The organism is Oceanobacillus sp. CFH 90083 (assembly GCF_009389585.1).
Taxonomy (GTDB): Bacteria; Bacillota; Bacilli; order Bacillales; family Amphibacillaceae; genus Oceanobacillus.
Genome location: NZ_VIYG01000007.1, coordinates 61,109 through 86,304 on the forward strand (window position 1 = coordinate 61,109; position 25,196 = coordinate 86,304).

26 protein-coding genes are annotated in these 25,196 nt (G+C 40.4%); 2 read left to right on the plus strand and 24 right to left on the minus strand.

Going from position 1 to position 25,196, the window contains the following annotated elements:
- Nucleotides 1-101: 101 nt before the first annotated feature.
- The 19 genes from FLK20_RS12170 to FLK20_RS12260 form a co-directional block, all read right to left on the minus strand.
- Nucleotides 102-926 carry a M55 family metallopeptidase gene (locus tag FLK20_RS12170; protein ID WP_152656851.1) on the minus strand — a complete coding sequence of 275 codons (825 nt, stop codon included), beginning with the start codon at nt 924-926 and terminating at the stop codon, nt 102-104.
- A 359-nt stretch (nt 927-1,285) separates the two neighbouring features.
- Complete coding sequence (gene murA / locus FLK20_RS12175) at nt 1,286-2,617, minus strand: UDP-N-acetylglucosamine 1-carboxyvinyltransferase (RefSeq protein WP_152656852.1); 1,332 nt, start codon at nt 2,615-2,617, stop codon at nt 1,286-1,288.
- A gap of 36 nt (nt 2,618-2,653) precedes the next feature.
- Nucleotides 2,654-3,451, minus strand: a complete 798-nt coding sequence (locus tag FLK20_RS12180) for a YwmB family TATA-box binding protein (protein WP_152656853.1) — start codon at nt 3,449-3,451, stop codon at nt 2,654-2,656.
- A 49-nt stretch (nt 3,452-3,500) separates the two neighbouring features.
- The gene (locus FLK20_RS12185) at nt 3,501-3,752 is read right to left on the minus strand and encodes a DUF1146 family protein (RefSeq protein WP_152656854.1); all 252 of its coding nucleotides are present in this window, start codon (nt 3,750-3,752) and stop codon (nt 3,501-3,503) included.
- Nucleotides 3,753-4,374: 622 nt separating this feature from the next.
- Nucleotides 4,375-4,773 (minus strand): F0F1 ATP synthase subunit epsilon, encoded by a 399-nt coding sequence (locus tag FLK20_RS12190; RefSeq protein ID WP_152656855.1) that lies wholly within the window; start codon nt 4,771-4,773, stop codon nt 4,375-4,377.
- Between the two features lie 307 nt (nt 4,774-5,080).
- Nucleotides 5,081-6,478 (minus strand): F0F1 ATP synthase subunit beta, encoded by a 1,398-nt coding sequence (atpD, locus tag FLK20_RS12195; protein ID WP_152656856.1) that lies wholly within the window; start codon nt 6,476-6,478, stop codon nt 5,081-5,083.
- Between the two features lie 33 nt (nt 6,479-6,511).
- Nucleotides 6,512-7,372, minus strand: coding sequence for an ATP synthase F1 subunit gamma (atpG, locus tag FLK20_RS12200; protein ID WP_152656857.1), 861 nt, complete (start codon nt 7,370-7,372; stop codon nt 6,512-6,514).
- 79 nt (nt 7,373-7,451) lie between these two features.
- Nucleotides 7,452-8,963, minus strand: a complete 1,512-nt coding sequence (gene atpA / locus FLK20_RS12205; protein WP_152656858.1) for a F0F1 ATP synthase subunit alpha — start codon at nt 8,961-8,963, stop codon at nt 7,452-7,454.
- Nucleotides 8,964-8,981: 18 nt separating this feature from the next.
- On the minus strand, nt 8,982-9,527 hold the full coding sequence (locus FLK20_RS12210) for a F0F1 ATP synthase subunit delta (protein WP_152656859.1): 546 nt from the start codon (nt 9,525-9,527) through the stop codon (nt 8,982-8,984).
- Nucleotides 9,524-10,051: a F0F1 ATP synthase subunit B gene (locus tag FLK20_RS12215; protein ID WP_152656860.1), complete on the minus strand. Its 528-nt coding sequence runs from the start codon at nt 10,049-10,051 to the stop codon at nt 9,524-9,526. Before FLK20_RS12215 ends, FLK20_RS12210 begins: the two co-directional genes overlap by 4 nt.
- Nucleotides 10,052-10,257: 206 nt before the next feature.
- Nucleotides 10,258-10,470, minus strand: coding sequence for a F0F1 ATP synthase subunit C (gene atpE / locus FLK20_RS12220; RefSeq protein ID WP_152656861.1), 213 nt, complete (start codon nt 10,468-10,470; stop codon nt 10,258-10,260).
- Nucleotides 10,471-10,519: 49 nt separating this feature from the next.
- Nucleotides 10,520-11,242: a F0F1 ATP synthase subunit A gene (atpB, locus tag FLK20_RS12225; protein WP_152656862.1), complete on the minus strand. Its 723-nt coding sequence runs from the start codon at nt 11,240-11,242 to the stop codon at nt 10,520-10,522.
- 55 nt (nt 11,243-11,297) lie between these two features.
- Nucleotides 11,298-11,690, minus strand: coding sequence for an ATP synthase subunit I (locus FLK20_RS12230; RefSeq protein WP_370453190.1), 393 nt, complete (start codon nt 11,688-11,690; stop codon nt 11,298-11,300).
- A gap of 439 nt (nt 11,691-12,129) precedes the next feature.
- Complete coding sequence (locus tag FLK20_RS12235) at nt 12,130-14,328, minus strand: S8 family serine peptidase (RefSeq protein WP_305080941.1); 2,199 nt, start codon at nt 14,326-14,328, stop codon at nt 12,130-12,132.
- Nucleotides 14,329-14,438: 110 nt separating this feature from the next.
- Entirely contained in the window at nt 14,439-15,068 is a 630-nt protein-coding gene (gene upp / locus FLK20_RS12240; RefSeq protein ID WP_152656863.1) for a uracil phosphoribosyltransferase, read from the minus strand.
- A gap of 253 nt (nt 15,069-15,321) precedes the next feature.
- Nucleotides 15,322-16,557 carry a serine hydroxymethyltransferase gene (locus tag FLK20_RS12245; protein ID WP_152657047.1) on the minus strand — a complete coding sequence of 412 codons (1,236 nt, stop codon included), beginning with the start codon at nt 16,555-16,557 and terminating at the stop codon, nt 15,322-15,324.
- A gap of 71 nt (nt 16,558-16,628) precedes the next feature.
- Nucleotides 16,629-17,174, minus strand: a complete 546-nt coding sequence (locus FLK20_RS12250; RefSeq protein WP_227995024.1) for a TIGR01440 family protein — start codon at nt 17,172-17,174, stop codon at nt 16,629-16,631.
- A gap of 119 nt (nt 17,175-17,293) precedes the next feature.
- Nucleotides 17,294-18,676 carry a methyl-accepting chemotaxis protein gene (locus FLK20_RS12255; protein ID WP_152656865.1) on the minus strand — a complete coding sequence of 461 codons (1,383 nt, stop codon included), beginning with the start codon at nt 18,674-18,676 and terminating at the stop codon, nt 17,294-17,296.
- Between the two features lie 305 nt (nt 18,677-18,981).
- A complete protein-coding gene (locus tag FLK20_RS12260; RefSeq protein ID WP_152656866.1) occupies nt 18,982-19,581 on the minus strand; it encodes a low molecular weight protein arginine phosphatase in 600 nt (199 codons plus the stop codon).
- 243 nt (nt 19,582-19,824) lie between these two features.
- Between FLK20_RS12260 and FLK20_RS12265 the strand changes: the two genes are divergently transcribed.
- Together FLK20_RS12265 and FLK20_RS12270 are read left to right on the plus strand one after the other, a co-directional pair.
- Nucleotides 19,825-20,331 carry an RNA polymerase sigma factor gene (locus FLK20_RS12265; RefSeq protein WP_152656867.1) on the plus strand — a complete coding sequence of 169 codons (507 nt, stop codon included), beginning with the start codon at nt 19,825-19,827 and terminating at the stop codon, nt 20,329-20,331.
- Entirely contained in the window at nt 20,318-21,130 is an 813-nt protein-coding gene (locus FLK20_RS12270; RefSeq protein WP_152656868.1) for a hypothetical protein, read from the plus strand. The genes FLK20_RS12265 and FLK20_RS12270 overlap by 14 nt, the downstream gene beginning before the upstream one ends.
- A 95-nt stretch (nt 21,131-21,225) precedes the next feature.
- On the opposite strand, the gene FLK20_RS12275 is transcribed toward FLK20_RS12270, so the two are convergent.
- The 5 genes from FLK20_RS12275 to prmC form a co-directional block, all read right to left on the minus strand.
- The gene (locus tag FLK20_RS12275) at nt 21,226-21,774 is read right to left on the minus strand and encodes a manganese efflux pump MntP (protein ID WP_152656869.1); all 549 of its coding nucleotides are present in this window, start codon (nt 21,772-21,774) and stop codon (nt 21,226-21,228) included.
- An 83-nt stretch (nt 21,775-21,857) separates the two neighbouring features.
- Nucleotides 21,858-22,886: an L-threonylcarbamoyladenylate synthase gene (locus FLK20_RS12280; protein ID WP_152656870.1), complete on the minus strand. Its 1,029-nt coding sequence runs from the start codon at nt 22,884-22,886 to the stop codon at nt 21,858-21,860.
- Nucleotides 22,887-23,121: 235 nt separating this feature from the next.
- Nucleotides 23,122-23,523 carry a hypothetical protein gene (locus FLK20_RS12285; protein WP_152656871.1) on the minus strand — a complete coding sequence of 134 codons (402 nt, stop codon included), beginning with the start codon at nt 23,521-23,523 and terminating at the stop codon, nt 23,122-23,124.
- Between the two features lie 91 nt (nt 23,524-23,614).
- Nucleotides 23,615-24,205 (minus strand): stage II sporulation protein R, encoded by a 591-nt coding sequence (spoIIR, locus tag FLK20_RS12290; RefSeq protein ID WP_152656872.1) that lies wholly within the window; start codon nt 24,203-24,205, stop codon nt 23,615-23,617.
- 126 nt (nt 24,206-24,331) lie between these two features.
- Entirely contained in the window at nt 24,332-25,195 is an 864-nt protein-coding gene (gene prmC, locus FLK20_RS12295; protein ID WP_152656873.1) for a peptide chain release factor N(5)-glutamine methyltransferase, read from the minus strand.
- Nucleotide 25,196 lies beyond the last annotated feature (1 nt).

A 25,196-nucleotide genomic window follows, 5' to 3' on the forward strand; every position in this document is an offset into this window, starting at 1 on the left:
AATTATGTTTGTTTTTTGTATTCATTACACTTTAAGAGGTTGTGTCGAAAGTACAATGTAAAGGGCATGGCAAATTTATTCGTACTTTGTGAACACGTACTTTAAGAAAATGTTGTCTGCACAGCAAGCTCCGTCATAACCAGCATTGCCTGATAGGCTTCTTTCATATCCTTTGCCTGAAAACGTACCTTGGTTGTGCCGGGAATCCATATTGTTCCTGGCATTAAATCTGCCCACTCTGCCTGACCGCTGTTATTAAACTCCATCGTCAGCTCTGGAGCTTCCGGAGGTACTAATGGTGCTACAAGCTGTTTTCGATCTAAAGCAAGCTTCACTTTCTCCGCAAGCAGCTGCCCCGCTTTCTTTGGTGTTAAGCTTTTTACAGACGCTCTGGAGATCGTCTCTTTTACTACAGCAGTAGTGATATAGGGTATTAACTTCTCTGCTTCCATTGCCGCTTGATCATCTCCTGATACAAGCAAAACAGGAACTCCAAAATAACCTGCAAGATAGGCATTCATCCCCATCTCACCAACACAATGGTCATTAATATATATGTTTCTTATCGCATGTATCATGGAGTGTGTCATCACTCCACGCTGCCCGGCCCTTGCGTGATAACCTGCAAAAAAAACACCGCTATATGTAGCATTCAAGCCCTGCATCATTGAAAACGGTTTCGATTCTCCAGTTATTAAAAGCGCATCCGGATGCAGTTGATCAATTAGTAAATTATTCATCTTGGAGTGACTGTCATTCACTAAAACCTCTTCCACGCCATAATCAAAGGCAGCTTGAATAATATAATTCGCTTCGTCTGTCATGATTTTTCGGGACCTTTCATAGTTATGCTTTCTCCAATCTACAAATGTAGCATCTGGAAGACCTGTAATTCCTTCCATATCCACAGACATATAAATTTTCATTTCCATCATCCAATCGCAATATTAGTAATTTTCTCAAATATAGCATGTTTTTCATAAAGTGAGAAGCAATTTGTGAAAAGAGAATGAATCATTATTCATTTAATCCTTCTAATAAATTATTTAGAAAAACGAATAGACTGCGATTCTAAGCATGACATTTTATTAATCACATCTTTTTAATACGGATTTAAAAATCATTCTTTATACCTATATGTGTCTGCACTTCTATTCACTGCCTGGAAAGCACACTTTTTATGTTATGCTATCGTCTTATTCGTGCTGAAGCATTTACTAAATAAAATCAAAAAAAATGCACCTAAGCTAAGGTACATCTTTTTTGATTTTAATAAAATATGAAATTATTCAGTAACAAATTCGCTTAATTCGACATTTTCCTGCACGCCTAATGGCTGAATAACGACACCATTTTCATCAACGCGTTTAATGTCTGCACCAAGATTTGCTAATTTTGATACAATATCTACATAGCCGCGATCTAAGTGTTTTAGCTCGGTAACCCGTGTATAACCATCACTTACAAGACCTGCTAAAATAAGTGCTGCCGCCGCACGTAAATCTGTAGCCGCTACTTCTGCACCTTGTAGTTCAGAAAGACCTTCGATAATCACACTTCGGCCTTCAATTTTAATATTTGCATTCATCCGGCGAAATTCCTCTACATGCATGAAACGATTCTCAAATACCGTTTCTGTTATCACACTTGTTCCTTTAGCACATAACATCAATGCCATCATTTGTGACTGCATATCCGTTGGAAAACCAGGATGAGGTAACGTCTTGATGTCTGTTGATTGAATAGCTTCAGAACCGATAACCCGTAAACCGCCATCTTCATCAATAACCTGTACGTTCATTTCCTCTAATTTTGAAACCACAGAACTTAAATGTTCACGCACAGCATTTTCTATTAAGATATTTCCTTTTGTAATCGCTGCTGCAACCATAAATGTTCCGGCTTCGATACGATCTGGAATCATTACATGCTCTGTTCCATGAAGCTTTTCCACACCAATAATACGAATTGTTTCTGTACCCGCTCCAACAATTCTTGCACCCATTTGGTTTAAATAGTTAGCCAAGTCAACAATTTCAGGCTCTTTTGCTGCATTTTCAATGACTGTTTTTCCTTCTGCTAATGCAGCTGCCATCATAATGTTTTCTGTAGCTCCTACACTTGGCATATCTAAATATATTTTCGCACCTTGCAGGCGACCATCTGATTTTACTTCTACAAAACCATTACCGACATGAATGTCAGCTCCCATTGCTTCGAAGCCTTTTAAATGTAAATCAATTGGGCGTGAACCAATTGCACATCCGCCAGGCATAGCCACCTTTGCGTGTCCATAGCGGGCTAATAACGGTCCCAATACAAGCACGGATGCACGCATTTTTCTAACATATTCAAACGGGGCTTCTGTCTCTAATTTGGCAGAAGCATCAATTATTACTGTGTTTTCTGTTGAATCAAATTCCACATTGGCATTTAAGTTGCGAAGCACTTCATTAATTGTGTATACATCTGCTAATACTGGTACTTCTTTAATAACGCTTTTTCCTTCACTAGCAATCAAGCTAGCAGCAAGTACAGGCAGGACTGCGTTTTTAGCACCTTCTACACGTACTGTGCCTTCTAACTTTCGTCCGCCACCAACGATGATTTTTTCCATGTCATAAATCCCCTTCAGAATCTAATTTCCCTATTATTAATATTCATTGATTAGGATAGGTGTTCCTATCATAAAACGCTTTTCCCCTTGACGATCTGCAACAGCGGCAATCTGCACATTTTTTGGGTTATCTTCCATGAAATAAAACTGCTCCCATGTTTTTGTATACCCGTATGTACTTTTTTCAATCCTTGAATTTTCTATATTGTCATAGTTAGTCGATATATGCTTTATATTAAAATACATCTTTGCTTTATTTAAAAATACATCGTGATTTATTATATCACTACCTTGTACCGATAGACAAGTATATAATTGTGACTCTTTTGTTAAATAAGTCTTTAGTATAGATGCTTTTTCTTTTTGATACTTTTGACTTATTTGTTTGTCCCAGTCAGTTCCATGAAAAACAACAATGACTTCTGCTGGCTCATTCCTATCCAAAGGCAGAATCACGTTATATAATACGTAAAAAGGCTTGTTCTTGTTACTATCCTGAAAAGTATACTTTATGCGGTTTTCATCCTGTTCCTCATGTAATGGATACTTCGCTTCCAGGCTTTGAACAAGTGTCTCTGCCTGCTCTGCCTTCATCTGTTCTTTCATTGTAACCTCCCAAAAATGGATGTTCAGATTGTACGCTTCTGCAAATGCGCCTAAATCCTGCATTTCATCTGTTTGATAAGGCTGACTAAAAGCCTGGTTGACTAAAAAGCTGATTGCAAGTAATAAGCAAAAAACCTGTCTGTTAAACTGGACAGGGCTGTGAAAGGTATCAAGGGATTTTCTTTGCATAACAGGGGATTTAGAACAGAACAGAATTCTATAAAACATAAAAAAAACCTCCTATCAAATCTATTAATCTCAGTTTTGACAGAAGTGTTTATAACCATACATGTATAGAAGAAAAAAGATATATTAAATCGCCAGACCACTGTAATATATCAAGAAAGAACTTACTAACTCCTGTACCGATAACAATCGTAATAAACAGAAGAAAAACCCTCGCTTCGGCAGACCTTCCTTTTTTAAATATGGTTTCAATACGAATTGCTGTGACTACCTTCCATGCCAGATAAATAAACATGATATGTGAAAAGATGCTGATGATAGCTAATTGTCCTGCTGAAAACATGAAGACTCCTTTCCGTATAAATACAATGAATCATTCAATAATTATATTTTTTGTCTTATATTCTGAAATAATAACGGTCAAGACATCATTTCCCGGGAAATTATATCATATTTCGTTATATTTTTTATCGAGAGACGCTTTTGAATACATATTCGTGTTATATTATACTAACTTTTTGCCGAAAAGTTTATTTATTGAATTTAATTTACAAAATAAAATTCAAGCACTAAGAGAATTATGTACGGTTTGGAGCTTGGACTACAGTTATTCTTCCCAATAAATAAAATTGTTTCGGTATGCTAAAAATAAACTCCCTATCCATTTGGGCAGGGAGTTTATTTCAGCTTTTCTCTAATCACAGCATGAGCGTCCGTAATTTCCCCTATTGTATATAAAGGAAATATATCGTCATCATGTGGAAAAACAGGCTTCATTTCCTGGATTAGCTCGAGCCAACAACGGTTTTAATGGGTTAAGTAATCGCAACCCCGGGATGTTGGGTCACACAAGCATTTTCGCAAATGCATTCGATGGAGCGAATATCACAGTCCCATCGAAGACATTAGCTTGTATTCTTTATTCTTTTAGTGGATAAGCACACGCCACTAAATCAAGTTTCATTTTATGAATTTGCGATTTCCAGACGATTCATTGCCCGTTTTAAGGCAAGCTCCGCACGAACTCTGTCTATTGTATCGCTTTTATCCTGAAGACGTTTCTCTGCGCGGTCTTTTGCTTCCTTTGCCCGCAAAACGTCAATATGATCCGCAGTTTCAGCAGATTGCGCCAAAATAGTAACTTTATCAGGCTGTACTTCCATAAAACCTCCGCTGATGGCAACTTGCTTGATATCACTGCCCTTTTTCAGACGTGCGATACTAATCTGTAATGGAGAAACAAGCGGAATATGCTTTGGCAGGATACCAATTTCCCCTGTTTCTGCTTTACAGACAACCATATCAAAGCTATCTTCCAGAATCGGACCCTCAGGAGTGACGACACTTACTGCTAATGTACTCAATGTTTACCCCTCCTAACAGCTGAGGATGATGCATTATTATGAAATAAGAAAGTATAAAATTTTGCAAATGGTTTCGATGGGACGAGTAACTGCAGTCCCATGATTTAATTCTTATTCAAAATAGCCACTTCCAGCTCCGGGCGCTAAACTTTAGAGATTTCACGTCACGCCCTACAATAAGTCAACATCGACTCAAAGGGGAATGAAGTTCGACTAAAGTCGACCCCTCAAAAAGAACGGGGGCTCATGTCTCTACGTTTTTAAACCGGCGCTCTGCGCTTTTGGTTTGAATCATCCCGGCTGTCTATTATTCCGAAGCTTTTGCTTTTTCAACTACTTCTTCAATACGTCCAACAAGGCGGAAGGCATCCTCTGGAAGGTCATCATACTTTCCTTCAAGAATTTCTTTAAAGCCTTGAACCGTTTCTTTTACCGGAACATATGAACCGGGCTGCCCAGTGAACTGTTCAGCAACGTGGAAGTTTTGTGATAAGAAGAATTGGATACGACGAGCGCGAGAAACAACGAGCTTGTCCTCATCACTTAACTCATCCATACCAAGGATTGCGATAATATCCTGCAATTCACGGTATTTTTGAAGTGTTTGCTGTACACCTGTTGCAACTTGGTAATGTTCTTCTCCTACTACTTCCGGGTCAAGTGCACGGGAAGTAGATGCTAATGGATCCACGGCAGGGTAGATACCTTGCTCAGAAAGCTTACGATCTAAGTTTGTCGTTGCATCTAAGTGAGCGAAAGTAGTTGCCGGCGCTGGATCGGTATAGTCATCGGCAGGTACATAGATTGCCTGAATAGATGTTACAGAACCTTTATCCGTTGAAGTGATACGCTCCTGTAATTGTCCCATTTCTGTTGCAAGTGTCGGCTGATAACCAACGGCTGACGGCATACGTCCAAGAAGTGCGGATACCTCAGAACCTGCTTGTGTGAAACGGAAAATATTATCGATAAACAATAATACATCCTGTCCCTGCTCATCACGGAAATATTCAGCCATTGTAAGACCTGTTAATGCTACACGCATACGTGCACCAGGCGGCTCGTTCATCTGGCCGAATACCATCGCTGTTTTTGCAATAACGCCAGAATCACTCATTTCATAGTAAAGATCATTTCCTTCACGAGTACGTTCACCTACACCCGCGAATACAGAAATACCGCCATGCTCCTGGGCAATGTTATTGATTAATTCCTGAATTAATACTGTTTTACCTACACCGGCTCCACCAAACAGACCAATTTTACCACCTTTGATGTATGGTGCAAGTAAGTCTACAACCTTAATACCAGTCTCCAAAATTTCCGTTTCTGTAGACAGATTCTCAAAATCTGGTGCTTCACGGTGAATCGGATCTAAACGGACACCTGCCGGAAGCGGCTCATCTAAATCAATTTTTTCACCTAAAACGTTAAATACCCGTCCTAATGTAACATCTCCAACCGGTACAGAAATTGGTCGACCTAAATCTTCTACTTCTGCTCCACGCTGGAAACCATCTGTTGAGGACATAGCAATGGTACGAACACTATTATCACCAAGATGAAGTGCTACTTCCAGCGTTAATTCTTCACCTGGTCTTTCACTGCGTACTACTAGTGCATTGTTTACAGCTGGGAGCTGACCATCTTCAAAACGTACGTCAACGACCGGTCCCATCAGCTGTGTTACGCGTCCTTTCGTCATCTGTTTCCCTCCTAACTTAGCTTACCTGTGTAACTATTCAAGCGCTGCTACGCCACCGACAATCTCTGTGATTTCTTGTGTAATAGCTGCCTGACGTGCACGGTTATATGAAAGTTCTAAATCACCAATCAGTTCATTTGCATTATCTGTTGCACTGCGCATTGCCGTCATACTCGCAGCATGCTCACTTGCTTTTCCATCCAACAAGGCACCAAAAATCAAGCTTTCTGCATACTGAGGTAAAAGCACTTCCAGAATTTCCTCCTGGTTTGGATCAAATTCATAATCAGATGCAGGAGCTTTTTGCTCACCTAAATCAGCAATTGGCAACAGCTGTTTGTTTGTGACTACCTGAGAAATGGCACTTACATAATGGTTATAAATAATATGAAGTTCATCAATTTCCCCATCAGCATACATTTGTACTGCCTCTGATGCCAGCTCCTTTACCTCTGCAAATTTAGGATGATCTGACATCCCTAATATACTTTGAGCAACCGGAAGACCGCGCTTGCGACAGAAATCATAACCCTTTCTTCCAATAACGATAATCGTATACTCATCCTTAGAAGAGTGGTTGTTTTCGATCTTATTGACAAGATTTTTCAAAATATGACTATTATAAGCTCCCACCAAACCACGGTCAGAAGTGACAATCAGGTAGCCTGTTTTCTTCACTTCACGTTTCATAAGCATTGGATGCTGTGTATCGGTATTCGCATTAGCAATGCTGCTTACTACTTCCTGCAGCTTATCTGCATAAGGAACAAAGCCGCGGGCATTTTGTTCTGCTTTCGACATTTTAGATGCAGATACCAGCTCCATTGCCCCCGTGATTTGTTTCGTTTTCTTTGTAGAGTCGATTCTCGCTTTTAAATCTCTAAGTGATGCCAAGCTTTTCACCACACTTTCCTATAAGGAATGCGGGCCGAATATTTTTTACCGGCCCTTTCTATTTTTATTCACAGGCATCTTATTGATTAGATGGCAAGAATGTTTTCTTGAAGCTTTCAATTGCTCCGCTGAATTCTTTTTCATCTGGAAGGTTGCCTGTTTCACGGATTGTTGTGAAAATATCATTTTGGTTATGCTCGATCCAGATATTCATTTCTTCCTCAAAACGCTGAATATCTTCAACAGGAATATCATCTAAAAATCCTCTAGTTAAGGCATAAATAATTGCAACCTGTTTTTCAACAGCCATTGGTTTATGAAGTCCCTGCTTCAATACTTCTACTGTACGTTGTCCACGATTAAGTTTCGCTTGTGTCGCTTTGTCAAGATCAGAACCAAATTGTGAGAATGCCTCCAGCTCACGGAATGATGCCAAGTCAAGACGAAGTGTACCAGCAACTTTTTTCATTGCTTTGATCTGTGCGGATCCACCTACACGAGATACAGATAAACCGGCGTTAATCGCTGGACGTACTCCTGAGAAGAATAAGTCGGATTGTAAGAAAATCTGACCATCTGTAATAGAAATAACGTTCGTAGGGATATACGCTGCGATATCACCTGCTTGTGTTTCAACAAAAGGCAGAGCTGTTAAAGATCCGCCGCCTCTTGCGTCACTTAATTTAGCTGCACGCTCTAATAAACGTGAATGCAGATAGAATACGTCCCCTGGAAATGCTTCACGGCCTGGCGGACGGCGAAGTAACAGGGAAAGTTCACGGTAAGCTACCGCTTGTTTAGATAAGTCATCATAAACAACAAGCACGTGCTTGCCGTTATACATGAATTCTTCTCCCATTGCTACACCAGCATACGGCGCTAAGTATAGTAATGGCGCCGGATCAGATGCACCTGCAGATACAACAATCGTGTAATCTAATGCACCGTGCTTACGGAATGTTTCTACTGTAGAACGGACTGTTGATTCTTTTTGACCAATAGCGACGTAGATACAAATCATATCCTGATCGCTTTGATTTAAAATCGTATCCACAGCTACCGTTGTTTTACCAGTTTGACGGTCACCAATAATTAATTCACGCTGTCCGCGTCCAATTGGTACCAGTGCGTCAATCGCTTTAATACCTGTTTGTAATGGCTCATCAACCGATTTACGATCCATTACTCCCGGCGCTTGTGCTTCGATTGGACGTGACTTAGATGTTTCAATCGCACCTTGTCCATCAATTGGCTGACCTAATGGGTTCACCACGCGGCCTAAAAGTTCCTCTCCTGCCGGTACTTGCATGATACGACCTGTACGACGAACTTCGTCACCTTCTTTAATACCTTGGTAAGGTCCAAGAATAACGATACCCACATTGCTTTCCTCTAAGTTTTGAGCCAGGCCCATGACCCCACCTGCAAACTCAAGTAACTCTCCAGCCATTGCATTATCAAGTCCATGCGCACGCGCAATACCATCCCCGACTTCAATAACTGTTCCAACATCAGTAACTTCTATGTCTGAATCAAAATTTTCAATTTGCTGTTTTATCAGCGTACTAATTTCTTCAGCATTAATGCTCATACCAATTCACCCCTATCTTCATTTATTAGCAGACACAATACTACGGGAGATTCGATCCAGCTTCCCTTTTACCGTACCGTCATAAATCGTGTTTCCGACTCTGATTCTTATTCCGCCAAGGATGGACGGATCAACGATATTGGTCAGTTGAACTGCACTTTTTCCTAACCGGACAGCAAAAGAACGTTCTAAATGACTCTTTTCATCATCCGATAAATTTCTTGTCGAATAAACTGTAGCATCTGCCACTCCTTTTGCATCATTTACTAAAGAAATAAATTCGTCGATAATGATTGGAATGATCGATGTTCTATGGCGATCCACCAGTAATTGAAGTGTATTCAAAACAACTGGGTCAGTTCCCCTGAATGCTTCAACTACAAGCTGTTTCTTTTTTGCATTATCAATCTTTGGATGCGTCAGGAATTTAGCTAATTTCTTATCATTTTGAAAAACAGGCTGCACGACTTTTAAATCTGCTGCAAGCTGTTCTAATTTTTGCTGTTCCACTCCAAGTCTGAAAAGAGCATCTGCGTATCGTTTAGCAACTACTACATTACTCATCGCTCTTCTCCTACCTCTTTAATGTATTCGTTGATCAGTTTTTCTTGATCCTGCTCACTTAATTCTTTCTCAATAACTTTGCTTGCAATTAATACAGATAGAGAAGCCACTTTATCCTGCAATGCTTGAATAGCTCTTTCTTTTTCGTTTTGAATATCTGCCTGGGCAGCTTCTTTCAAACGTTCTGCTTCTTTCTTTGCAGATGCTATAATCTGTTCCTCTTGCTTTGCGCCTGCTGCTTTTGCATCTTCAATCATTTTTTGAGCTTCTGCTCTTACCTGATTGAGCTGCTCAGCTGCATCTTTAGAAGCTTGTTCAGCCTCGGCTCTGCTTTTTTCAGCTTCTTCGATTTCATTTGCTACGTATTGCTCACGCTTTTCCATCATATTCATCAATGGACCCCAGGCAAATTTTTTCAATAATGCAAGGAGTACAAGGAAGAAGAATAGCTGAACCAGCATATCTACCCATTGCAGACCGCCGACAGCTGCTCCGATTGTCAATGAATCAATGTATGAATGCACAAATTCCACTCCTTTCGCTAAGACGTTACCTTGGAGATAAAGAATATCCTGCTGTCACCTAGTACAGCATTCTTCCTCTAATCGATTTATTACATATAACATCATGTTTTTAATTATATTATATGAATATCATCTCATTTTTTCCTGCATAAAGGAAAGGCGAAGATTCTCTCTGAGATAAACTTCGCCATTATACTTCTGAAAAATTAGGAACCAATTACCATAAACGCGATAACCGCTGCGATAATCGGAATCGCCTCAACAAGTGCTACCCCGATAAACATTGTTCCTTGAAGTGGACCTCTTAATTCTGGCTGACGAGCGATCCCCTCTACTGTTTTACTTACGATCATACCGTTACCTAGACCTGCACCTAATGCTGCCAGTCCAATTGCAATTGCTGCTGCTAAAGCTCCCATGAATAATTTCCTCCTTCTTATGTTTAAACAAATTAATGATGATTTTTATTTAATGGTCTTCGCTCACTTTATGAGACATATACACCATTGTTAACATAACAAATACATAAACTTGAATTGTACCGATAAAGAGTTTAAAGCCCATCCACGCTAGTGTTGGAATTGCTGCTCCGAAAAAGCCGAAGACAGATGATGTTGCCAGTCCAATAAGTAGACCTAATAAGATTTCACCTGCATAGATATTACCAAATAAACGAAGGCCTAATGTTAAGGTGTTTGTGAATTCTTCGACAATTTTAAATGGCAACATAAACGGTACGGGACTTACGAATGTTTTTAAGTATGCTTTGGTGCCCCGGATTTTTATACCATAATAATGCGTTAATAAAATAACCATGACAGATAGTGTCAATGTCATCACTGCATCTGCCGTCGGTGATTTCCACCATAAATCGTGTCCAACTACCCCAACAGTAGCGACACCGACAAGGTTACCCACCAGGATATAAAAAATGAGTGTTAATCCAAGCGGAAGAAATAATTTTCCTGTTTTCCAATCCATATTGTCTTTTATGATGCCTCGGACAAACTCTACTGCCCATTCCATAAAGTTCTGCATGCCCTTTGGCTTCATTTGCAGCTTTTTGCTTCCCCATACACAAAAAACAAAAACAATAAGTGACACAATAAAGGTCATTAGAAGATTGGAAAGGTTTAGATTTGCACCCGGTATTCCAAAGATATCATGTACTATTGGACTTTCGTGATCCAAAATTATCACCCCTTTACTAAAACTATTTATAAGTAAAAATGGAATACTGGAAGGATTAGTCTTCTTTCTGGTTACGCATGGTAAATTGATAGAATATAAAATCTATCACCATGATCAAGTAAGAAGAAACAATCCCAAAAATTACAGCATACAGATGAAAATGCTCTTCAAAACGCATAGCGATGAGAACCGCCAGGACAGCAGTAGCCATCCTTGAGAATGTACCTAATCCGCTTCTAGCTTTTTCTCCTGCTGCAACGGTTTTGCCAAGTTTTTCTGACTTGTATTGCAGTAACCACAAGTTATAAAGACTAACACTACTACCTAGGATTAATCCGAAAAAAATTCGGGTATAGGGTAGAAATCCAGCACAAAGTACTAAAATCGCTAACCAATAAAGCATCCATTTTCGTTGACGGGTAACCATACTATCAAAATTAGACATCATTGCTATTTCACTCCTAATGCTGCCCGTCAACCAGATACATTACTGTTTAGAAACATAGACTTGCATCCGTTTTCAATCAAGTTGGGGAATTTCTTGCTAGGCAATACTTCTTGTAGTCTTAGATGCGGAGGTGTTACATACTGTTTGCATCTATGTAAATAGAAGGCAGAGAAATGCGTTTCACATACTAATAGAAAGCATTCAAATTTAAATGGGCTTTTGTCCGCTCTCCCTTTTTCTCCACACTCAATAAGTGTACAATACGCCTGCAAGAGTTGTCAACGTGTACCATGCAATATATAAGGTATTTTTACAACTGTAATAAAGCGCTTCAAATCAACCTTTTTGCTTATTAAATAAGCATTTGTGAATCCCTTTTTTCAGTATGGGATTCACAAATGCTTCCAGTCCAATTTGACAGTTTTGTGAACATGCTTTTTTATTCAATAAAAATCATTGTTTCTACTTGTTCTATTTCTCCATTTTCAAGTTCTGCCGTGATCAATGCCAAGTAATATCCAGATGCTCCCGCTTCTTCTTTACGGAGAACTCCTTCGTGCGTTCCTGCTTCCAATTCTTCTTCTTCCAGCAGTTTCCTTTCAAATAATAAAGTCTCCGGATGATATAAACTGACATTAAAGCTTTTCACAAATTCTGTTAAGTGAAATTGATACGTATAATCCGCGTTTTCAAAGGGCTCCAGGTAAAATTCAAAGCCTGCCGTCTTAGGCTGATCTGCCTCCTGATTAACAATAATATATGGCAAGGCATAGCTTCGTTTCCCTTCTTTAAGTGTCAGCCACCCTTCATGAACCCCTTCTTCCAACCGCTCCCGGTTCATCGACAGCTTTACGGTTATTTCTTTTTGTTCCTCCGGCTGGATGGTGAAGGATTGGGGAATGCTCCAGACTAAGCCGTCCTTTCGCTCCGGCATGTCAAAATAATATGTTTGTGCTTCAGCTGTTTTATTTTCAATCGTTACTGTCTCTGTAAACTCTTCCTGATAACCATTCAGCTTTCCAAACTCCAGCTGTGGATCATAGATAATTGCCGGAGTATCCATTGCTTCATCCAGCTGGATAAGTCCCATCCCCTGCGTTGTAGCAGGTAAGCGTGTTTCCTGTTCTTCAAAAGGCTGTGCTGTTGTCTTCAATGCTCCAATCAGCTGTTTATTTGTCCAGTCTGGATGTGCCTCCTTCAAAACTGCAAAAGCTCCTGCCACATGAGGAGATGCCATGCTTGTTCCATTCATTGCCTGATAGCCGCCTGGAACCGTACTCCAAATAGCAGATCCTGGCGCTGAGACGTCCGGCTTAATAGCCCACTGAACAGCAACAGGGCCTCTGGAACTAAAGGGAGCAATGGTTAATAAAGACTCTTTTTGAACAGCATCTATAAAATAAATACCTTGACGTATTTGCGACTGCAGCCATTCTCCTTCTTCCATTTGAATAGAGGCAACCGGGATAGTTACAGGCTGCCGATTATTGTCCACAGATGCCTGCAGCGGTCCCGGTTCCGAATTATAAATGATTAATGCTTCTGCCCCCATATTTTCCGCCTGTAACGCCATTTCAAAAAAAGGGATTTCCTTTCGTTTGGCAAGAGCTATTTTTCCTTGCAGCGATTGTCCCGGCTCCATATTATCCATATCCACCAGCTGATAGGAATCTTCCAGCTCCCACCGTTCAGCTCCCAGCGCTTCCAGTAAAGGAATTTCCTTTTCTGCAAATGTATCTGCGAGCACCGGCTCTTTCTGTGGTGTTGTTGATGCCCCTACCGAAACGGATTGATCTGCTGTTGCCGGTGATCCGACTGTCCATGCATCAGGACCGCTGTTCCCATTGGCAATGACAACAATAATCCCAAGCTCACTGGCACGATTTACAGCCCTGCTCGTCGGATAATCCGGAACATTCACATCATTGCCTAACGACAGATTGATAATATCCATCTCATCCTCTATTGCTTTTTCAATAGCTGCTAATACTTGAACAGAGGAGCCGGTTCCGCCTGGTCCCAATGCACGATACGCATAAATTTCTGCATCCGGTGCGATTCCTCTTATATCGCCATTCCCTGCGATGATTCCTGCTACATGGGTTCCATGCGTAGTAGGATGCCCTTCTTCCGGTGTCGTTTCCATTGGATCCTCATCAAAATCAACAAAATCATAGCCGCCCTGATAATTTTTTTGTAAATCCGGATGATTATAATCAATCCCTGTGTCAATCACACCTACCTTTACATTTCTCCCTGTAAGTGCTGTTGTATTTAAGTCATATGGCTCCGGCTCGGAAGAATCCATTTTTTCAATCACATCAGCATTGTCTGCCTGCTGAGGCATTGTTTGATACGTTTGCACCTGATGCAGTGCTTTCACTTGTTCAATGGAACCAAGTTTGGCTAATTGCTCTGCTTTTCCTTCCACAGCCAGCCCTTCAAACACAATATCGTACACAGCTACAACCTCAATGAATGGATGATAAGCTTCTATTTCTTCTTTTACTTGATAAGGATCGCTGTCCACTTCTATAATAAGCGTTTGCTTGAGCTGACCGGCTTGATAAGTGTTTACAGTTAGTATTTGCATAAAAATCATTAAAACTGCCAGGAAACGCAGCATCTTCTTCCACATAACATCTCCACCTTTATGAACACGCACTTTATGGAATAGTTTTCGTGGGCAGATGTGTTTTTATACAAAAAAACAGATTGAATATCGTATCCAATCTGCTTTTCATTCTTTTATTTTGTTCCAAATAAACGGTCTCCCGCATCGCCAAGACCAGGAATAATATAGCCATGGTCATCCAGACGCTCGTCCAGTGCTGCTAAGTAAATATCTACATCCGGGTGTTCTTCCTGTACTGCTTTGACGCCTTCTGGTGCAGCGATAAGACACATTAAACGAATATTTTTGGCACCGCGTTGTTTGACAGCGCCAATCGCATCAATTGCCGACCCGCCAGTTGCCAGCATTGGATCAATAACAATCAGTTCGCGCTCTTCAATATCAGTTGGTAATTTGACATAGTATTCTACCGGCTTTAACGTTTCCGGATCACGGTATAAGCCTACATGTCCCACTTTTGCTGCCGGAATCAATTTCCGTACACCGTCTACCATCCCTAAACCTGCACGAAGAATAGGTACCAGTCCAAGCTTTTTACCAGCCAATACTTTTGAATTGGATGTCGTTACCGGTGTTTCCACTTTTACATCAGATGTTGGCAAGTCTCTTGTAATTTCAAATGCCATTAACATAGCAACTTCATCCACAAGCTCGCGAAATTCTTTTGTTCCCGTATTTTTATCACGAATATACGTTAATTTATGTTGAATTAACGGATGATCAAATACAAACACATTACTCACGTTAGATCACTCCTTAAATTTATATATCGTTCAAATTGTACTGAAAATCATGTATGCTTTCAAGTTAATCTTCATTGTTACGGTAATAATAGTTTATTGGAAAAATTATAATTTCCTTTTTATTATCGCTTTGATTTGTGGAGAAATCAAGCTGGCTTCATGTTTATATACATAAAAACCCACAGAGTAATACGGAACACTCTGTGGATTTTTATTGCTCCGCTCTAATATTATTATCCACACTGGGGATAACTTATTTATACAGCGGGAATTTTTCTGTCAGTGCTTGTACACGTTCTTTTGCTTCGTTTAATTTTTCTTCATCTTCATAATTTTTCAGCGTAAGTGAGATGATTGCTGCTATTTCTTTCATTTCTTCGATACCAAATCCACGCGTTGTTACTGCTGCTGTTCCAATCCGGACACCACTTGTAACAAACGGGCTTTCTGTATCAAAAGGAATGGTATTTTTGTTTGTTGTTACACCAACATCATCTAAAGCTTTTTCTGCTACTTTTCCAGTCAAATTCAATGGTGTTACATCCAGCAATAGTAAATGATTGTCTGTTCCTCCTGACACGATACGGATTCCTTCTTTTTGTAACGCTTCTCCAAGCGCTTTGGCATTATCGACAATATTGCCGGAATATGCTTTAAAATCATCGGATAAGACTTCCTTGAAGGAAACAGCCTTTGCTGCAATAATATGCATTAACGGCCCGCCCTGAATTCCCGGAAAGATCGCTTTATCAATTTTCTTAGCATATTCTTCTTTACAAAGAATCATACCTCCGCGAGGTCCGCGTAATGTTTTATGCGTTGTTGTTGTCACAAAATCAGCATATGGAACCGGGTTCTCATGGTGACCTGTCGCAACCAAGCCGGCGATGTGTGCCATGTCAACCATCAGATAAGCACCGACAGCATCCGCAATCTCTCTAAACTTTTTAAAATCAATGCTTCGTGAATACGCACTTGCACCAGCCACAATCAGTTTTGGTTTTACTTCTTTCGCTTTTTCAAGGACAGCATCATAATCCAGTTGTTCTGTCTCTTTATCTACACCATAGTCAACAAAGTTGTACAAACCGCCACTGAAGTTAACCGGGCTTCCATGCGTTAAATGTCCGCCATGGTTTAAATTCATTCCCAACACCGTATCTCCAGGTTCAAGAAAAGTAAAATAAACTGCCATATTCGCCTGGGAACCGGAGTGAGGCTGTACATTGGCATGATCAGCTCCGAATATTTCTTTGGCACGTTCTCTGGCAAGGTCCTCTACAATATCCACATACTCACAGCCGCCATAATAGCGTTTATCCGGGTAGCCTTCCGCATATTTATTCGTAAGTATGGATCCCATTGCATCCATCACTGCGTTGGATACAAAGTTTTCTGAAGCAATCAGTTCAATTTTATTTTGCTGACGATCCTTCTCTTGCAACATCGCCTGAAAAACTTCATTATCTGCTTGTTTAACATATTCCATCATTACTGCACAGCCTCCTAATATTGGGTGAAAATGTATTATTATTTGTTGTTCAAATAAAAAAGAATATATTATCTAGATGGATTTTCTCCGTAATATGCCCGATGACCACCAATTAATTTGGGGCGGGTCCGGGCTGCTCTGACTCTGGCATGACCAATTGTACGCTGCTCCAATTTCAGCGGAACAGCTACCGGCTTTAAATGCATACCAATCATTGTTTCACCAATGTCTATCCCGGCGTCGGCACTTATACTTTCAACCACAGCAGGATGTTTCATTTGCTTGTAAGCATATGTTGCCATTGATCCCCCAGCCTCTGGAACAGGTACAACAGCTACTTCCTCCAGATCATATTGCACCACTGTCTGTCTATCTACGACAAGAGAGCGATTCAAATGCTCGCAGCATTGAAAAGCAAGATGGACACCCGTTTCCTGTTGCAAAACAAGCATCTGCTCATAAAGACTTTTGGCGATTTCCATGCTTCCGTTTGTTCCAATTGGCTTTCCAGCTACTTCACTTGTAGAACAACCAATAACAACAATCTCATCTTTTCGCAGGATACGCATCTCCAGCCATTGATTAATAACTTGTTTTAAATCTTTTGTTATCATCATGACACACCCTTACTTCATTATCAGCCTGTTCGAACACGCACTTATCATCCTTCTGTTTATTCATTCGACACAACAAATAATAGATTCATTTATAGCATACCACGATTTTTTCAAAATTACGATACCTCCTGATGCTTGTTTTCTTCTAAGGATTCTTTATCATTATTTAGAAGCTGAATTGACATAACACTGGCAGATTCAGTCACTTGCTTCACGTTAAATTGCTTAATCTGTTCTTTTAAACTCCCTGCATGCTCTTCCATCTGCCCGGCTAATCGATCCACTTGCTCCATGGTTACAATTTGTTCTTGAACAGCAGCATTAACCTCTTGTGTTCCGGCAGATGTTTCTTCGGCAATAGCTGCCACTTCCTGAGATTGATTTGCTGTATTTTGAATCGATTGCAGCTGCTGTTCCACCAATGCATAAATCGCATCAACTTGTACAGCTGTCTCCGTAACCGTTGTTCCCATTTCCGTAATGGTACGATTCGTGTTTTCTCCGCGATGGACTTGCTCACGGGCAGCAGTCACATTGGTATTAATTTTTTCTGCAAGCTGGTTTACATCTGCTTGAATAGAGAGCAGCAGCTTAGAAATATTATTCACTGCCTTTCCGCTTTGATCTGCCAGCTTCCGTACCTCCTCAGCAACCACAGCAAAGCCTTTTCCATGTTCACCCGCTCTGGCAGCTTCAATGGAAGCATTTAATGCCAGCAAGTTCGTTTGTTCTGCAATCTCACCGACTAAAGTGATAATCCCTTCCACTTCCATCGTACTTTGACGTAAATGATTCACATCTTTCAGAGAAACTTCCTGCTCCACAGCAATACACTCTATTCCGTCAACTAATTGCTTCACCACATTTTGTCCCTCTTCCAGCATATGAATCATCGCACGAGACTGCCTTTGGGATGTCTCTGCCTTGCCCTGTACTTCATTGGCTAGTTCTGTTGCCATTTCAATCGATCCTACCGTTTCTTGGGTGGCACGTGATGCATTCTCTGCTCCCTCTGAGATTTCATGAATAGAGTCACCAATTGCAGCAGAGTGATTTGCAGCTGTATGCGATGCTTCCTTCAACTGATGGACAGTTGTATTGGTTTCTTCAAAATGCTGGTCAATGTTTGTTACCATTCGATTTAAGCTTTGCAGCATACTGTTTACAGCAACAGATAAGGATCTAATTTCGTCATCTGATTTGGGAATCTCGACTCGCATCCTCAAGTTACCTTTGGCAGCTTCTCCTGCAATTTTCTCTAATTTCTGCAATGGCTTCGTAATCCAGCCTGCCGCAAAAAAAGCAAGGATGCCGGACCATATCACCCCGGCCAACAGCGTAATAATAACAAACATCTGCTGTGATATATTGATCCAGGCCTGGATATAATCGTATAAAACATAAATATAAAATGCACTTGTTGAGTATGTAACAAACGCTAAAACAGTGGTAAATACAACAAGCTTTAACCTCAGACTAAACCGATACTTGTTCCTCATTACATTTCCGCTCCCTCTATGAAATTTTCACTGCTGATATTTATCACAGTATAACTGGCTGCAGGTCACAAAAGCGTTGCCAAAGGATGGCGCGTACTTAGCCTTTGTTCCTTAGTCAGCAATGGAAAGGAAACCCCTGCTGAATGAAGTTTCACTTTATCAGACTTCAGCTCTAAACAGAGAAATTTCAGAAAAAAACGCGTCAGCCAATGCATGGGAAAGCTCCTGCATCCATGCTTTATCCTTGGAAAGATGCCACGGTGCTGCATATAATGCAATAATATATCCCCTTAACGTTTATAACCTTAAGGAGATAACCATTGATCCAGACACGATTCAATTTCTTGTTTCGTTTTCAAATAATCCTCTATTGACCCGCCAAACGGATCGGCAATATCAGAATGTGTCAGCTGTCTTTTTAAATACTGGATCGCTTCAATTTGTTCATGACATGCTTCGTACAAAAGCTCGCTTTGTTTTATCGGGTCCGTTTCCAAATCGTGCTGTTCTAAACAATGCTTTCTTTTTTCTTCCAAATCTGTATAGGCTTTTTCTAATTGATTCCATATTTCTATATCGGCATGTAGTGCAAATTCTTTAAGAGTATATGTCTTTTTTCTTTCTTCTGGGTAATTCGACCAGACCATTTCCTTATGTGAAGCTGTCATTGTCAGGATGACATCTGCCCACTGAACCAATTCTTCACTAATGGAGGAAGCCTGGTGGTTGATTGTAATACCTTCCTGCTTTAACACCTCTGCCGTCCGGCTGCTTACAGGAGCTCCCGGCATAGCCGTAATTCCGCAAGATTTAACCTGAATATCTGCTTGTGCCCGATGCTTTAATAACGCTTCCGCCATCGGACTGCGGCATGTATTCCCTGTACATACGAATAGTACATTCATTCATAAATCCTCCTGTTTTATCTTAATGATAATATTAACTTTCTCTATCATATCATGATTAAACCAAAAACACAGAAGTCCTGTTAACATCTCAGATATGAGCGTAGCATAACTGAGAGAAAGAAAACGCAGCGGGGTAACAAACCGATCCGAATTCCTGATTTTTTTGTAACATTTCTGTCCTGATATCGTCTAATATTAAAATAAGCCAAACGATGTCAGACTTCACGAGGAGGTTTTAGCATGGATAAAGAATTAATTTCAGACTGGTTTGATGATTATTCGGACGATGTTTATCGTTTTTTAATGTATTACATGTCTACACCAGATGTAGAAGACCTTGTCCAGGAAGTGTTTATGAGGGCGATTGACCGATATCCATCATTTAAAGGAGATTCCAGCCCGAAAACCTGGCTTATCTCTATCGCACGCAACCTGGCAATCGATGAAGCCCGCAGACAAAAACGAAAAGACTGGCGTAAGCTGATTAAGATGCATTCATTTCATACAGAACGATCTCCGGAAGATCAGCAGATAATCGAAGAAAGAAAGCTTGCCCTGCATCAGGCAATAGAAAAATTAAAAGACGATTATCGTTCAGTTGTTATTTTAAGAGGCATTGAAGAATTATCTGTTACAGAAACAGCACAAGTGCTAAAATGGACCGAGTCAAAAGTAAGAGTTACCTTTCATAGAGCCTTAAAGATGCTGAAGTCAGAAGTAAAGGAGGTTCATTATGAATCATCATGATAAAGATTTTATAAAGGAGTTAAATAAATTGAAAATAAACCGTTCTTTAGATGCGGAGAAAAAGGAGAGCATGAAAATGGCTGTAAACCAACACGCTGAGAAAAGGCGGAGACAGGAGCAGCGGAAGTCAAAGATAAAGCATGGGTTCATCTGGTTATCCACAGCAGCAGTTATCATTCTATGCGGCGTATTTCTTTTTCAAATGATTGATAATGATTCTGTTACCGCTCCGGATACGGAAGAAGAAAGTATCCAATCTGATCAAGAACAAGATTCTACAACCATTGAAGCGGAGCAAGATGAACATAACAAGACAGCAGAAAACACTCCTGCCTTTTCTATTGAAGAAAACGGAACAGAAACTGCTACTATCTTACTTGAAGGGATGGAAGAAGAGGTAACCGTCTATAACTTTATCATAGAACCATATGATATCCAGTTTCAAATAGAAGAATTTCTTTCTAACTATGAAACAGCGGAGGATGAGGTGCGTTATTACAGTGACGCAGAAAATGCAGAGATTCACCTGCGTGTAGCTGAAGCTGCAACAATAGATGAAATTGTTCCAGAAGTACAACAAATGTATGACCACAACTTTAACGATGCTGCAGGTCCTGAAACCGTACCGTCAGACGAAAATCCTTATGATGGCGTCACCCAGCATGTTTCTGATTCACCTGAAGGATATTACTTGTATCAAATAGATGATAATGTGCTGATTATTCAATACGAGTATGATATAGAAGCGGCAGATGGTGTGTCACCACGCCTGGAAATGCTACGGAAATCCATCCAATAAAAATAATAGCTGATTGGGCTTGTTTCTGAGGAAATAAGCCCTTTTGTATGATTTAGAGCACAGATGTACCGCCTGCATACTGCCGATTTCCATATTCAACTAAATAACATATATATCCCAAAGCCCGAAAGAATAATCCCTCCAAAAATTTCGCTATAGATTCCAAAAAAGCTTTGCAGCCGTCTTCCTAATAGTAAACCTATCCATGTGAACAAACAGCTCACTATTCCAAAAATAAGGAGCGTAATAATAATGGTTACTCCAGAAATACCAAGGCTAAATCCCACCGTAAAACTATCGAGACTGACGCTGAATGCCAGCATCCATAGTCCAAAACCGACAGGCTGCCACCTGTACTGAGCAGATGTATGAAAGGCTGCGAAAAACATATGTGCACCGATAAAGAACAGCAGGACTCCTGATGCCAGTGCTGTCCATTGTCCAATCTGCTCAGATAAAGCATGTCCAAGCAGCATACCTGCCATTGGGAAGATCATATGGAAGCAGCCGATTACCAGACCAATTAAAGCAATCCGTTTCAAGCGCATTTTATTCATTCCCAAGCCTAAGCTGATGGAAAATGCGTCCATGCTCAAACCAACTGCGAGCAAAGCTAACGAAAGTAATTCGGTAGAAAAAAACATCCATACGTCCCCCTTTGAACATCCTCTTGAAGCATGCTTGTACACTTTATGCTTCATAGGCGGATAATATGAATGTTATATATCTATTCCTCTATCACACGATCTGCTGCTTTTCTCAGACGATTCATAACAGCTTGGCCAATTCCCTGCTCCGAAAATGTCTCACACATAATTTTATCCACATTTGCCTGCTTAAAGAATCGTAAACCGTCGTATAAGGAAGACGCAATTTCTTCGATTGTCTCTCCCAGCCTGTGAATATTTGTATCCTCTGCGAATATGTCAGCTGTTTGATCTGATACAAGAACACCAATTCTGTTTCCTGCTTGTTTTTCTTTATCCACAAAATCTCGGAATGCCCGGTCAGTGCCTGCAAATAAATAAAGCGGGACCTCCGGTGCATAATGCTTATACTTCATGCCAGGAGCTTTCGGACGGTCTTCCGATGATGTAACAAGACCCGGATCCATCATAACCGTACCTGCCTCCAGCTCTAATTGTTCTTTGGTAATTCCGCCGGGACGTAAAATTATCGGGATTTCTCCAGTACAGTCAATAACAGTGGATTCTAAGCCGACACCAGTCTGACCGCCGTCAATCAAACCACTAATCCTTCCGTTCAAGTCCTCAAACACATGCGCTGCTGCAGTCGGGCTTGGTTTTCCGGATACATTCGCACTTGGAGCCGCAACCGGCCTACCAGCTGCTTGAATCAAAGCCAGTGCAATCGGATGACTTGGAATGCGTACGCCAATTGTGGATAACCCAGCTCTTACATTATCCGCACAAAAATCGCTCGCTGGTAAAATATATGTTAAAGGACCTGGTGAAAAAGCATCGATTAATCGATACACATAGTCCGGGATAAATGTAACAAGCGTGTTTAGTTGCTCTACAGATGCAACATGGGCGATTAATGGATTATCCTGCGGCCGACCTTTTGCTTCAAATATTTTACGGACAGCTGCTGCATTGGTGGCGTCTGCACCGAGTCCATATACCGTTTCTGTCGGAAAGGCAACAACCTCTCCTGCTTTCAGCATATCAGCTGCCCCTTGGATCTCTTTGTCTAATCTATTTTTTGAATGTATTTTCCATACTTTCGTGTGCATCATATTCCCTCTTTTCTACGTACTTATTTTAGTCGATACACGACAGAAACGCAAAGAAGGGGAATTACCTAAAACTTATGCACATTATTCACAGTTTTTATCCACATACTGATGATTACTAACATATATTTTCTATTTATGCACAACCTGTTGTGAATAGTGTGCATAATTTCCTCTTGACAAATTGAAAATAAAGCTATTTAAGTGATATCAAGCATTTTTCATTTTTATTTAACTAAGAAACCTGATACGCCCACCAATTTCCTGTTTTTTCTGAATATACATTCTTAAATCTGACATCGCTTTCTCTTTTGAATTGTAAAGACTCTAAAAGGATATCCACAACTGGGCTCTGATTATGCACATATACACATTTTATGTCGTTTTTTCGGGAAATTACGAGAACCGACTCGAAAATAACAAATAACTTTTGAACATGCTCCTTCGTTATATACAATTGCTTCAGCCAATATGTTGATTCATCTACTGCATCCAGGTTAAAACATCCTTCAATACTTCCGTTTATCTCTACCACATAGCTTTCGCTTGTCAGCCTTTTACCAAAAGGCTTTTCATTCTTATGAATAAATTCCTCTATCAGCTCTATTTTCGCTTCTTTGACTTGGTAGATTTGCATTTTCCTATCCTCCATCCTTTTGATTAATTAAGGGAACCACCCCTTTAAAGCAACCTCATTCTACTATAAGCATATGCCTCTATGAACGAAACTATGACAAGCCCAGCCATTTAAATAGAAAGAATTCTACTTCTACCTCTTCCTCCTCTGGTTCTGCTGCATCATCGCCAGCTACAGAGGTGCCGTTAAAGAAATCTAAAAAGCATAATGGCGGGAATAACACACACCACCAGTTAGCGCCTGATCCTTCTCCCAGCGTTACTAAAATTGCTTCATATTCTCCTGCCGGATATAGATAGTTTCCATATAATTTCGCCGGAAAAGATACATTTTCTCCATATTCCAACTCAAAATCCTGTTCGCTATTTTCATTTACCAGTGTGTTTTTAACTACTTCTTCCAGCTCCGGAAGCCGGTCATTAATTAATGTTCTGGCCTCTTCAATATCTTCAATATCCTCGACCCATTCTGTGATGACTTTATTGACTTCATCACGAACCTTGTGTTTTATATTCTGGTCCTGCTCACTGTCACTGTTTGCCAAAATACGCAATCTGATTGCTTCATCAGGAATAACCTGATAGTCAAGCTCTTTATTTTGCAGCTCTTTTGCTGCGCTAATGACAGGAATAATTGATAATAATAAAAATAAAAGTCCTGCTGCTGCCCATAACTTTTTCATAAAAAAATCTCCCTTCCACCTATCTATGAGATAGTGTGGACAAGGAGATTTCTGCTTATACAAGTTTCATAGAAATATATATTCAAAATCCGGGTATATTTTCACCCTGTTTTGGACATGCGCGTATCAGAATAGATGTGTTGCAAATACAATCCGGTCTTTTCCATTAATATCCTTCTTTATTTCCACATGACTGTCGGGAAAAACTTGCCAAATCTGTTCCTTCACAAGCTCACCCTGCGTATAGCCAATTTCAAATGCCAGCAGCGTATCTTCTTTTAAAGGCATCTGCCTCAATTGTTCTATTATCTTATAGTATGCCGCCATTCCATCCTCTTCTGCAAAAAGAGCTAGGTCCGGATCAAAATCACGGACGGTATCACTAAGCTCCGGCGCTTCTGATTTTGCAATATAAGGCGGATTGGAAACAATCACATCAAATGGCATTGTTTCATTCATAAGCGGAGTCAAAAAATTTCCTTTAAGAAAGGAAATATCGGCTTTTAATTGTTTTGCATTCTGCTCAGCAATCTTTAGCGCTTTGTCTGAAATATCCGTAGCAAATACCGATGCATTACCTAGTTCCAAAGCCAGTGTAACAGCTATAATTCCGCTGCCTGTTCCTATATCAGCAATCCGGACAGGCGCTTGTTTCAAAGCGAGATATTCCTTCACAGCAAGAACAAGCTCCTCTGTTTCCGGCCGGGGAATTAAAACATCCTTACTTACCTGAAAGGAGCGGCCGTAAAACTCTTCATAGCCGGTCAAATGCTGGACGGGAACCCCGGTTTCCACATGTTCTATTATAGCTGCTTTGATCTGCGTAAGCTTATCTTCCGGTATTGGTTCACGTAAAGAAAGCAGCCATTCCTGCCTGGATAATCCTAAATGATACCTGATTAAAATCTCAGCGACCTTTGGTTCTCTATTTGCTTCTTCTAAAAAAAGAGAAGCCCAGTTAAGGGCTTCATAAATTTTCGTTTGGGTCATC

Excerpts from the sequence above, each read along its gene's own strand:
- FLK20_RS12285 (WP_152656871.1), bottom strand. The coding sequence starts at position 23,523 with ATGCAAATCTACCAAGTCAAAGAAGCGAAAATAGAGCTGATAGAGGAA.
- FLK20_RS12270 (WP_152656868.1), top strand. The coding sequence starts at position 20,318 with ATGAATCATCATGATAAAGATTTTATAAAGGAGTTAAATAAATTGAAA.
- FLK20_RS12245 (WP_152657047.1), bottom strand. The coding sequence starts at position 16,557 with ATGGAATATGTTAAACAAGCAGATAATGAAGTTTTTCAGGCGATGTTG.
- spoIIR (WP_152656872.1), bottom strand. The coding sequence starts at position 24,205 with ATGAAAAAGTTATGGGCAGCAGCAGGACTTTTATTTTTATTATTATCA.
- FLK20_RS12250 (WP_227995024.1), bottom strand. The coding sequence starts at position 17,174 with ATGATAACAAAAGATTTAAAACAAGTTATTAATCAATGGCTGGAGATG.
- murA (WP_152656852.1), bottom strand. The coding sequence starts at position 2,617 with ATGGAAAAAATCATCGTTGGTGGCGGACGAAAGTTAGAAGGCACAGTA.
- FLK20_RS12235 (WP_305080941.1), bottom strand. The coding sequence starts at position 14,328 with ATGTGGAAGAAGATGCTGCGTTTCCTGGCAGTTTTAATGATTTTTATG.
- FLK20_RS12265 (WP_152656867.1), top strand. The coding sequence starts at position 19,825 with ATGGATAAAGAATTAATTTCAGACTGGTTTGATGATTATTCGGACGAT.
- FLK20_RS12210 (WP_152656859.1), bottom strand. The coding sequence starts at position 9,527 with ATGAGTAATGTAGTAGTTGCTAAACGATACGCAGATGCTCTTTTCAGA.
- FLK20_RS12185 (WP_152656854.1), bottom strand. The coding sequence starts at position 3,752 with ATGTTTTCAGCAGGACAATTAGCTATCATCAGCATCTTTTCACATATC.
- FLK20_RS12230 (WP_370453190.1), bottom strand. The coding sequence starts at position 11,690 with ATGATGTCTAATTTTGATAGTATGGTTACCCGTCAACGAAAATGGATG.
- atpD (WP_152656856.1), bottom strand. The coding sequence starts at position 6,478 with ATGACGAAAGGACGCGTAACACAGCTGATGGGACCGGTCGTTGACGTA.
- prmC (WP_152656873.1), bottom strand. The coding sequence starts at position 25,195 with ATGACCCAAACGAAAATTTATGAAGCCCTTAACTGGGCTTCTCTTTTT.
- FLK20_RS12260 (WP_152656866.1), bottom strand. The coding sequence starts at position 19,581 with ATGAATGTACTATTCGTATGTACAGGGAATACATGCCGCAGTCCGATG.
- FLK20_RS12180 (WP_152656853.1), bottom strand. The coding sequence starts at position 3,451 with ATGTTTTATAGAATTCTGTTCTGTTCTAAATCCCCTGTTATGCAAAGA.
- FLK20_RS12280 (WP_152656870.1), bottom strand. The coding sequence starts at position 22,886 with ATGCACACGAAAGTATGGAAAATACATTCAAAAAATAGATTAGACAAA.
- atpE (WP_152656861.1), bottom strand. The coding sequence starts at position 10,470 with ATGGGAGCTTTAGCAGCAGCAATTGCAATTGGACTGGCAGCATTAGGT.
- atpA (WP_152656858.1), bottom strand. The coding sequence starts at position 8,963 with ATGAGCATTAATGCTGAAGAAATTAGTACGCTGATAAAACAGCAAATT.
- FLK20_RS12275 (WP_152656869.1), bottom strand. The coding sequence starts at position 21,774 with ATGTTTTTTTCTACCGAATTACTTTCGTTAGCTTTGCTCGCAGTTGGT.
- FLK20_RS12170 (WP_152656851.1), bottom strand. The coding sequence starts at position 926 with ATGAAAATTTATATGTCTGTGGATATGGAAGGAATTACAGGTCTTCCA.
- FLK20_RS12255 (WP_152656865.1), bottom strand. The coding sequence starts at position 18,676 with ATGAGGAACAAGTATCGGTTTAGTCTGAGGTTAAAGCTTGTTGTATTT.